Origin of the sequence: Giesbergeria sp. (genome assembly GCF_028686475.1) — a bacterium.
Lineage (GTDB): Bacteria > Pseudomonadota > Gammaproteobacteria > Burkholderiales > Burkholderiaceae_C > Simplicispira.
In genome coordinates, this window is record NZ_JAQUCA010000048.1 from 1 (window position 1) to 5,613 (window position 5,613).

A 5,613-nucleotide genomic window follows, 5' to 3' on the forward strand; every position below is an offset into this window, starting at 1 on the left:
TTTCCACTCATGGAGTGACCATTTTTTACAAGATTGTCACTTTTGCATGAACGACAGAGATAAACAATTTTTTCTTCAATCATTAAATTTCTTAAAATAATTAATCATTGGTAATTTTACCACTACCCTTTGAAGAAGCCCGTGCTTACTACCAAGACGTTAAAGAACGTGTGGCTGCTGAGGGGCGCAACCCCGATCAGGTATTTTTGCTGCCGGGTTTTCGCCCGATTGTAGGCCGTACTGTCGAGGAAGCCGAGCGCAAATACGAAGAGCTGGCTGCACTGGTGCCCATCGACAACGTGATTGCAGCGCTGGCCCGCCCGTTCAACGACCACGATTTTTCGCAATACCCACTGGATGCGCCTTTTCCAGAACTGGGCGACTTAGGCCGTAACAGCCAACAGGCTGCCAGCGACAAAATCAAGCAACATGCCAAGACTAACCACTTGACACTGCGTGAAGTGGCCCAATGGTATGCACGCCCTAAGCGCACCTTTGTGGGCACGCCAGAGCAGGTGGTCGATGAAATCCAGCGTTGGTTTGAAGGTGGTGCCGCCGATGGTTTCAATTTCTTTGAGGCTTTGCCCAACACGTCGCTAAAAGATTTTGTCGAACTGGCCGTGCCACTGTTGCAACAACGTGGTCTGTTGCGTACCGAGTATTCCGCCAGCACCTTCCGGGGCAATCTGGGCCTGCCGTTTCCCATCAACCGCTATACCCGCCAACGGCTAAGCACCGAGGCGGCTACGGCCCTCACCAGCACAGTGGCTTCTGCTGCCTCTGTGGCGGCCACAGCCTAATCGGCTTGTAGCGCTAACATCAGAAAAAATGGCATCTTTTAGCGGAAGATGCCATTTTTTATCTGGTGTGGCTTTAAATCACTCGAAAGCCATGTGTGCCATCACGGCCCAACTGTTCGACTAAGCCAAACTCCCAATCCAGATAGGCTTGCATGGCTTCGCGGGCGTTGTCAGTGCCTTCATAGGGGCGGCGGTAGCGGTCAGTGCGTGGAGAGGCCAGATGGGTCTCGCCATGTTCCAGTGGCAGGTTCGCCTCAATCCAAGCCAAAGTGCCGCCTTGCAGCACATAGACCTCGGCCCCAGTCAGACGGGTCAGATCGGCAGCAGCATAGCGGGCCAGCAAGCTGCTGCCACAGGTCAGCACATAGCGGCGCGCTTTAGGGATATGGGCTACCGCTTCGGCCAGTTGTGAGCGCAGCACAAACCACGCCCCCGGAATATGGCGCTTGACGTAATTGGCACTGGTGGTAGTGTCAATCACCACCGTTTCTCCGGTAGGTTCGCTTTGCAACCAAGCAGCCAACTCGGTGGGCTGCACAGGGTGCAACGGGCCTTGCGGCTCTGGATAACTTTGTGCCGGGGTGCCTATTTCGGTTAAGGCACTGGCGGGCACTGTATCCAGCACCCAAACCTCCCAGTTCATTTGTGCCAACCAAGAGGCGGTCATATTGGCGCGCACGCCATCGGTGTCGGCCAGCACGATACGGGCACCGCGTACCGGTGCAGAGTGGTCAGTTTCTTGCACCAGTTGACCACCGGGGGCGCTGCGAAAGCCCGGCAGATGGCCCGCTGCATATTCCTCTGGGGTGCGAACATCAAACAGATAGGTGGTTCGCCCTGTTTCGGCAATAAAACGCTCTAGGTCTGCTGCTAAAGCGCGGCGCACGCCAGCCAGCTCCGCCACAGCACGGGCTTGGCTGGCGGCTTGGGTCTGTTGCTCCGCAGAAACTGCGCCAAAACGGCGGTTAGCGCCGTGCTCTAGTGTCTGGCCTGCCAGCGTCCAGCCAATGGTGCCGTTGCGTAAGGCGGCTACTGGGTTGGGAATGCCCGCATTCACCAGCGATTGGGTGCCAATCAAACTGCGCGTGCGCCCGGCACAGTTGACAATGATTTGCGTGGCTGGGTTTGGTGCCAAGGCTTGGGCGTGCAAAACCAGTTCTGCCCCCGGCACACTGATGCCACCGGGAATGCTCATGGTTTGGTATTCATCAAAGCGGCGTGCATCCAGCACCACTACATCGGCATGTTGCTTGAGCAGGGCTTGTACTTCTTCTGCGGACAATGAAGGCGTGTGGCGCACCGATTCCACCAGTTCACCAAACGCTTTACTGGGGACATTGACGTCGATAAAAATTTCGCCGCCTGCATTTTTCCAGCCCTGCAACCCGCCTTCCAGTAGCGCCACATCGCTGTACCCTAGCTGTTGCAAGGTACGTGCAGCAGGCTCGGCCAAGCCTTCGCCGTTGTCATAAACCACAATGGCCGTGTCACGCCGGGGAATGCGGCTCCAAGCATCTAGCTCCAAACGACCGGCGGGAAAGTTGGCGGCAAACAGCGGATGGCCTTGGGCAAAGGGGTCTTCTTCGCGCACATCGAGCAGCGCGATTTCTTGTTCTGCCAGCAGGGCCTGGCGCACGTCTTGAAAAGTTTTGAAAGGTAAGGGATGGGTCATGGTGTTCTCACAAGGCACAAAAAATTTAGGCAGCAGTGGTTGCGCGCAACGCTGCGTTTTTCTCAATTGACAAATCCCAGAGATTGGGCAGGCTGGTGTTGCTGTACCCAGATACAAAAAGCTTGTGCGTTCCATCTTCTAAGAACACGGATCGCTCTACGGCACCAATGTTGGCTCCATAAACATGGATGCTGATGGAGGCTTGGTCGGCCAGCGCATTGCTCACGCGGTGGACATCACCTACCGTCGGTGAAACCACCTCCACTTGACCGGGCTGTAAAAGCACTGATGCACCCTGTGGCACCCAGCGGCCTTGGGCATCTTGGGTATAGCTTTGCGAGGTTTCAGCGCCACGCAACAGGCCAATCAAGCCCCAGACGGTGTGATCGTGGATAGGGGTGGACTGCCCTGGCCCCCAGACAAAGCTGACGACGGAAAAACGCCCTAACGCATCGGCATACAGCAAGTTTTGTTGGTAATGCTGCGGATGTGGCTGGGCGTAAGCATCGGGGAGCCAATCGTCATGGGCGACCAAATCGGCCAGTAAGGCGCTGCCTTGGCCGAGGATGTCCGACTCTGTGGGCTTGCGTTCTAGCAGGGCTGCCAACTGCTGCACAAACTGGCGCAAACGTTGCGATGAAAGGGGCTGACTCATAGTTGAAAGCGGGATGAATGGGCTACATAAAAAAGGTACGCAGTGACCTCGTGCGAACCGACATTGCAGCGCATCCTGCGTGCTTATGGTGTGGATTCTTTTGCATATGAATGGCTGTTTTTCTTCGTTTCCGTGCGGCGCAGTTTGGGGTGCAATGCAGGCTATTCAGACATGCTTGCCCCCCATGCACTACATGGCGGCAGGCGCTACTTTTATTGCAAAAAAAGGTGCTTTTCATGGTTGCAAAACACAATGTCATTGACATGGGCAATAGTTGGTCACGCCGCCAATGGCTGCGCGCTGCCGGAGCTGCCGGGATGGTGGGTGCCACGGGCCTAGCTGCTGGCCATGTGTTGGCCCAAGGCACGGCAGGCAAGCTGCGTGACTTTAAGTTGGCTTGGAATGCCAATGCCCCCTGCTTGGCCGCTGCTCCGGTCGCTTTAGAGCGTGGTATTTTTGAGAAGCACGGCCTCAAGGTGGAATTAATCAACTTTGCTGGCTCCACCGACCAATTGTTAGAAACCATTGCGACACAAAAAGCCGATGGCGCACTGGGCATGATTCACCGCTGGATTAAACCGCTGGAATCGGGTTTGGATGTTAAGTTGGTAGGCAGCAGCCACGGCGGCTGTGTGCGCTTAGTGGGCTATGAACCGGCGGGTGCAACCACGCTGGTCAATCTCAAGGGTAAAACGATTGCCGTTTCCGACTTAAACAGTCCTGGCAAAAACTTTTTCTCTGTGCTTATTACCAAAGCAGGATTGAATCCAGATAAAGATGTCAACTGGCGTCAATTCCCAGCGGATATGCTGGGTTTAGCAGTCGAAAAAGGCGAGGCCCATGCCATTGCCGATAGTGACCCCAATTTGGCACTGATTCAACGCCGTACCAAGGGCTTGGTAGATTTGGCCACCAATTTATCGGGTGAATATGCTGCCAAAACCTGCTGCGTTGTCGGAGTGGGTAGCAAGTTGGTGCAGGCTGAGCGGCCTGTGGTGGCCTCGTTGGTGCGGGCCATTAATGAGGCTTCTGAGTTTGTGGCCGACTATCCGAATGAAACGGCCAAAATTTATAAACCGTACTCTAAATCCTCGTTAGAAGATTTGCGCGCCGTGCTAGGCACACTGACCCACCGTAGCCACCCGCATGGAGCAGCGCTGCAAAAAGAAGTGGAGTTTTATGCCCGTGACTTCAAACTGGTGAATGTGCTTAAAGCCAGTACCGACCCCGCGCGACTAGCCAAGCATGTCACGGTAGATGTATTGGGTTAAGCCCACAGGAGTTTTTCCATGAGCAGCATTGCCGAAAAATTATTTCCAGCGCCGATTCCGGTAGCGACTGCTTTGCGCCGTCGCGCATCTCCGAGTATTCCTATTACCCCTGCCGCAAGCAGCGCGCACAAAGAAGGCTTCCGGCCTTGGTGGCTGGGGTTGCTCGCTGCCAGCGCATGGAGCACATTGGGCGCGCTGACCTATCTCTGGCCGAACAAGGAGGTGGGTTTTAGCGATTGGGCCTATACCACCGAGTTTGCTTGGTTTGCTTTGGCGGTAGCGGGGCTGCTGGCTGTATTGGCCTTAGTGCCAAAGTTGGCTGGCCCTTTGCTGCCACGCTTGCAGTTGGTGGGGCCGTGGCTGCTGGCCTCAGCGGTCGGCTTGGCTGCGTGGGAGGTATTCACGGCCAAACTGGGTACTCTGCCCACGCCCTTTTTTGCACCGCCACAAAGTCTGGCTGAGGTGTTTATCTCCGATTGGGAGCGCCTAATTGATTGTGCTGTCAATTCGGTCAAGCTATTGCTAATTGGTATTGGCATGGGTGGCGTGGCTGGGTTTGTCGTCGGCGTGTTAATTGGTTGGTCTAAGTTGGCCAATTATTGGATTCACCCAGTGCTGCGCGTGCTGGGGCCACTGCCAACGACGGCGCTGCTGCCTATTTCTTTCTACTTTTTTCCATCCAGTTGGTCCACCGCCGTATTTTTGATTGCATTGGGTACAGCTTTTCCAGTGGCTATCCTTACTTGGTCGGGAGTTTCCAGTGTGAACAAAAATTACTATGACGTAGCGCGCACTATGGGTGCCTCTCCTTGGTTTTTGGTATTGCGGGTAGCTATTCCAGCATCACTACCCCAAGTATTTGTGGGTTTATTCATGGGTTTGGGTGCAGCGTTTTCTACACTGGTGGTGGCCGAAATGCTGGGGGTTAAATCTGGTTTAGGTTGGTATCTGACTTGGGCACAGGGCTGGGCCAGCTATCCCAATATGTATGGCGCGCTGTTGGTGATGGCATTGTTATTTTCTGGCGTGATTTCTTTGTTGTTTTTGGTGCGTGACCGCGTGTTGTCTTGGCAAAAAGGGATGGTTAAATCCTGAATCCGTGACAAAAAAAGCACCTCCCGGCCACCCCAGCCTCAGCCGATTTTTTCTGCAAATATGCACCCGCATTGCACCCTGATGCCCTCCTGCGCCGCTGTTCGCGTGCTTTTTGTCACT

The 5,613-nt window shown here is 54.8% G+C and carries 5 protein-coding genes; 3 read left to right on the forward strand and 2 right to left on the reverse strand.

From position 1 onward, the window contains the following. The first annotated feature begins 107 nt into the window (after positions 1 to 107). Positions 108 to 800, forward strand: coding sequence for an LLM class flavin-dependent oxidoreductase (locus PHX60_RS15645; protein WP_300079648.1), 693 nt, complete (start codon positions 108 to 110; stop codon positions 798 to 800). 73 nt (positions 801 to 873) lie between these two features. Here the strand turns inward: PHX60_RS15645 and PHX60_RS15650 are convergent, their stop codons facing one another. Together PHX60_RS15650 and PHX60_RS15655 are read right to left on the reverse strand one after the other, a co-directional pair. Beyond that, on the reverse strand, positions 874 to 2,472 hold the full coding sequence (locus tag PHX60_RS15650; protein WP_300079650.1) for a rhodanese-related sulfurtransferase: 1,599 nt from the start codon (positions 2,470 to 2,472) through the stop codon (positions 874 to 876). 25 nt (positions 2,473 to 2,497) lie between these two features. After that, the gene (locus PHX60_RS15655) at positions 2,498 to 3,127 is read right to left on the reverse strand and encodes a cysteine dioxygenase (RefSeq protein WP_300079652.1); all 630 of its coding nucleotides are present in this window, start codon (positions 3,125 to 3,127) and stop codon (positions 2,498 to 2,500) included. A 236-nt stretch (positions 3,128 to 3,363) separates the two neighbouring features. Between PHX60_RS15655 and PHX60_RS15660 the strand changes: the two genes are divergently transcribed. After that, a complete protein-coding gene (locus tag PHX60_RS15660; RefSeq protein WP_300079654.1) occupies positions 3,364 to 4,398 on the forward strand; it encodes an ABC transporter substrate-binding protein in 1,035 nt (344 codons plus the stop codon). Positions 4,399 to 4,416: 18 nt separating this feature from the next. Continuing rightward, the gene (locus tag PHX60_RS15665) at positions 4,417 to 5,493 is read left to right on the forward strand and encodes an ABC transporter permease subunit (protein ID WP_300079656.1); all 1,077 of its coding nucleotides are present in this window, start codon (positions 4,417 to 4,419) and stop codon (positions 5,491 to 5,493) included. Positions 5,494 to 5,613: the final 120 nt, after the last annotated feature.